Here is a 4,107-nt window from a genome sequence, read left to right as displayed (position 1 = left end):
TCCGATGCCGGCGGGCTCGTCGAGCGTCGCCGGGTCGGCGACCGGGGCCGGTGCGAGCACCTCGGCGCAGACGCCGTCGCGCTGGATCGTCTCGACCACGGGCCAGCTGCGCATCTCGCCCGATGGCCGCCGCGCGACCAGCTGGGAGAGTTCGCGCACGAAGTCGACGAGCTCCTCGACCAGCAGGTGGCCCCCGCGGCCGTCCTCGGCGAGGGCGGTGAACCAGTCGCGCACCTCGTCGGCCTGCGACACGACTCGCACGCCCTTGCCGTCATAGCCGCCGCGAGCCGTCTTCACGACGGCCCGGCCGCCGTGCTCGTCGATGAAGCTCTGCAGCGCCGCCTCGTCGGCCACGGCCGCCCAGTCGGGCACCGGCACGCCGAGAGCAGCGAGCTTCTGACGCATCAGGATCTTGTCCTGCGCGTACTGCAGCGCGTCGGGCCGGGGGTGCACGCTCACACCGCGGGCCTCGAGCTCGCGCAGGATCTCCTGCGGCACGTGCTCGTGGTCGAAGGTGACCACGTCGACCGTCTCGGCGAATGCGTACACGGTCTCGGGGTCGCGGTAATCGCCGACGGCGTCGGCCGCACGCGCGGCGCTCATACCCTCGGCCTCGGCGAGCACGCTGATCCCGAGCCCCAGATGGATCGCCGGGGGCACCATCATGCGAGCGAGCTGCCCGCCGCCGATGACGCCGATCCGGATGCTGCCGCTCTCGCCCACTGCCATGCCGTCCATTCTTCCACCTCTTCGCCTCGACTCGGTGACGGCGCCTGTGCCGGTGCCGGTGCGCCGGAGCCTCCAGGCATCCCGCGATCCGGATCCTGCCTGCCTGCCTGCCTGCCTGCCTGCGACCAGTAAATAGTTGACTTTCGTCAACCGATTCTCTATAGTTGACCTTCGTCAACCTTTTGGCGCCGGAGTCACCCGGCCCGCCACCCCACCCCGAACGTCAGGATCGCACCCCGCGCATGCCACAGTCCAATGACACCCGGCCGCACGCCTCCGCCGCATTCGAGACGCCGATCCTCACCGGTCGCGCGAAGAACCTCGCCCTCGCCGGCCTCTTCCTCGCGAACTTCGTCTCGATGCTGGCCATGAACGTCGTCGGCACCTCCATGCCGATCATCATCGCCGATATCGGCGGCACTCAGGCTGCCTTCACCTGGGTCGTCACCGCGACCATGCTCGCGAGCGCCGTCTCGACCCCGATCTGGGGGAAGCTCGCCGACCTCACCAACAAGAAGCTGCTGCTCCAGCTCTCCCTCATCATCTTCACGCTCGGCTCGGCCCTCGCCGGCCTCGCCCACGAGCCGACCTGGCTCATCGCCTTCCGCGTCGTCCAGGGCATCGGCGTGGGCGGACTCGGCGCCCTCGCCCAGATCGTGCTCGCCGAGATCGTGAGCCCGCTCGAGCGCGGCAAGTACATGGGCATCCTCGGCGCGATCATGGCGGTCGCGACCGTCGGCGGCCCCCTGCTCGGCGGATTCTTCACCGACACCATCGGCTGGCGCTGGAACTTCTACGTCGCCGCCCCCGTCGCGATCGTCGCGATCGTCATGCTGCAGCGCACCCTGCACCTGCCCGTCCGCAAGCAGAAGATCAAGATCGACTACTGGGGCGCCGCGCTCATCACTGCGGGGTTCTCGAGCCTGCTCATCTGGGTCACGCTCGCCGGCTCGAACTTCGACTGGTGGTCCTGGCAGACCGTGACCATGGTCGGCGGCGGCATCCTCGCCCTCGTCGTCGCCGTCTTCGTCGAACTCCGCGTCGAGGAGCCGCTGCTGCCGCTGACCCTCTTCGCGAACCGCACCTTCACGCTCTCCTCCATCGCGAGCATCGCCGTCGGCCTCGCGATGATGGGCACCGCCGTGTTCCTCGGCCAGTACATGCAGCTGGCCCGCGGCCGCTCCGTGATCGAGTCGAGCCTGCTCACGCTCCCCATGATGGGCGGCCTCCTGATCTCCTCCACGATCGTCGGGCAGATCATCACCCGCACCGGCAAGTGGAAGCGCTACATGGTGATCGGCGCGGTCGCGCTGTTCCTCGGGCTCGTCATGATGGGCCAGCTGCGATACGACACCTCGTACTGGTACGTGGGGATCTCGATGTTCATCCTCGGCGCCGGTGTCGGCATGACGATGCAGAACCTGGTGCTCGTGGTGCAGAACACGGTCGCCCCGCACGAGATGGGCGCCGCGAGCTCGGCGGTCACCTTCTTCCGGACCGTGGGCGGCACCGCCGGGATCTCGGTGATGGGGGCTCTCCTCGCCCATCAGGTCACGGAGTACCTCGCCGAGGGCTTCGCCAAGCTCGCGAAGACCGATCCCGCCGCGCTCGCCGGCACCGAGAAGCTCGAGGGCGGGACGCTGCCGAAGATCGCCGACCTCACGGCGCCCGTCCGCGAGGTCGTCGAGTCGGCCTACGGTCACGCGATCGGCAACATCTTCCTGGCCGCGGTGCCCGTCGCCATCGTCGCGCTCATCGCGATCGCCTTTCTCCCGAACAAGCCGCTCAGCACGCAGAGCAACGCCGAGAGGATCGCCGAACTGCAGCGCCGCGAAGCAGAGGGCCAAGCGGATCCCGTCGCCGAACGCGTGCTCGTAGACACCTCGACGACGGGCCCCATCATGCTGCCCGGCAACCGCCCCGGAACCGGCCCGTCGAATCGCGGCTAGGCTCGACAGCATGAACCGGCACCGTGCCCCCGAGAGCGGCGACCTGGATCCGCACCCCGGCGATCCCATCTCCGAGATCATCGCCGAGTTCTCGGAAGTCTTCGCCTTCGCTCGCACCCGCTGGAGCCACTACGCGGAGGAGGTCCACCCGGATCTCCGCGGCGTTGGAGTGATGGTGCTGCAGACCATCCTGCGCAAGGGCCCCGTCACCGCGACCGGAATCGGCCAGATGCTCGACATGGACAAGTCCGTGGTGAGCCGGCAGGTGGCGCGGCTGCGCGATCTCGAACTCATCGTGGCCGAACCCGCGGAGGACGATCGCCGCGTGATCCTCCTCACCCCGAGCGACCGCGCGGAGAAGCTGCTGACCGAGATCCGCGAACGCAACACGATCGCCTACCAGGAGCGCTTCGCCGGCTGGTCGCCGGAGGAGCTCGAGACGCTCCGAGCGGGGCTCCACCGTTTCAACGGCACCGCGCCCGGGTTGCACGCCGACGGCCCGGCGCGGCGCTGCGCCCGCGAGCACGGGGGCGGCGCGGCGCGCAGCGACTGAGGGGCGATCCGCCTTCCGGTCACAGTCCGGAGTACGCGTGCAGCCCCTTGAAGAAGACGTTCACGATCGTGAAGTTGAAGATCACGGCCGTGTAGGCGATGATCGACAGCCACGCCGAGCGCACCCCGCGCCAGCCGCGAGTCGCCCGCGCGTGGATGTAGCCGGCGTAGAGCACCCAGATGACGAAGGTCCAGACCTCCTTGGTGTCCCAGCCCCAGTAGCGGCTCCAGGCGGCCTCGGCCCAGATCGATCCGGCGATCAGGGTGAAGCTCCAGAAGACGAAGCCGATGATCGCCATGCGGTAGGCCAGGTCCTCGAGCCGCACCGCGCTCGGCAGGCTGCTGAGGAACCGCATGCCCACCGGCTCCCCCGCCGCCACCTGATTCTCGCGGCGGGTCTGCATCAGCTGCAGCACCGAGAGGCCGAAGGAGAGCGTGAGGAACCCCACCGCCAGCACGGCGACGAGGATGTGGATCACGAGCCAGTACGAATCGAGCGCCGGCGGGATCGGCACGATCGCCACGTAGAAGTTCAGCTTGGCGATACCGAGGAAGAGCACGAGCAGCCCCGTGACGAGCACCCCGAGGAAGCGGAGGTCGACGACGAACTGCACGAGCAGGAAGATGAGCGCGATCGAGAGCGTCGCAGTGAGCGCGAACTCGTACATGTTGGCGAACGGCACGCGTTCGGCACCGATGCCGCGCAGGATGGTCGCGGCGAGGTGGAGGGCGAAGCCGAGCACGGTGAGGGAGAACCCGATGCGCAGGGATCGGCTGCGGATCCCGCCGGCGGCACCGCCGGTAGCACCGCCGCTCCCCGTGCGCGACGCGGCCCGTCGCGTGAGCGTGGCGACCGATCCGCCGGCTTCCGCCGCCG

4 protein-coding genes are annotated in these 4,107 nt (G+C 69.1%); 2 read left to right on the top strand and 2 right to left on the bottom strand.

Going from position 1 to position 4,107, the window contains the following annotated elements:
- On the bottom strand, positions 1 to 729 hold a 729-nt coding region (locus ACFPZL_RS10730), incomplete at its 3' end, for an ATP-grasp domain-containing protein (protein ID WP_382335384.1).
- A gap of 242 nt (positions 730 to 971) precedes the next feature.
- Here ACFPZL_RS10730 and ACFPZL_RS10725 point away from each other — a divergent pair.
- Together ACFPZL_RS10725 and ACFPZL_RS10720 are read left to right on the top strand one after the other, a co-directional pair.
- Positions 972 to 2,678: an MDR family MFS transporter gene (locus ACFPZL_RS10725; RefSeq protein ID WP_218116007.1), complete on the top strand. Its 1,707-nt coding sequence runs from the start codon at positions 972 to 974 to the stop codon at positions 2,676 to 2,678.
- 10 nt (positions 2,679 to 2,688) lie between these two features.
- The gene (locus ACFPZL_RS10720) at positions 2,689 to 3,231 is read left to right on the top strand and encodes a MarR family winged helix-turn-helix transcriptional regulator (RefSeq protein ID WP_218116008.1); all 543 of its coding nucleotides are present in this window, start codon (positions 2,689 to 2,691) and stop codon (positions 3,229 to 3,231) included.
- 19 nt (positions 3,232 to 3,250) lie between these two features.
- On the opposite strand, the gene ccsB is transcribed toward ACFPZL_RS10720, so the two are convergent.
- On the bottom strand, positions 3,251 to 4,107 hold an 857-nt coding region (gene ccsB / locus ACFPZL_RS10715; RefSeq protein ID WP_382335381.1), incomplete at its 5' end, for a c-type cytochrome biogenesis protein CcsB.

Origin of the sequence: Leucobacter soli (assembly GCF_042659205.1) — a bacterium.
In the GTDB taxonomy this organism is placed as follows: domain Bacteria; phylum Actinomycetota; class Actinomycetes; order Actinomycetales; family Microbacteriaceae; genus Leucobacter; species Leucobacter soli.
The sequence above is the reverse complement of the archived record's forward strand: the minus strand, read 5'-3'. Positions and strand labels throughout refer to the sequence as shown.

Bases quoted from the DNA above. Each gene is read 5' to 3' on its own strand.
- ACFPZL_RS10720 (WP_218116008.1), top strand. From the start codon at position 2,689: ATGAACCGGCACCGTGCCCCCGAGAGCGGCGACCTGGATCCGCACCCC.
- ACFPZL_RS10725 (WP_218116007.1), top strand. From the start codon at position 972: ATGCCACAGTCCAATGACACCCGGCCGCACGCCTCCGCCGCATTCGAG.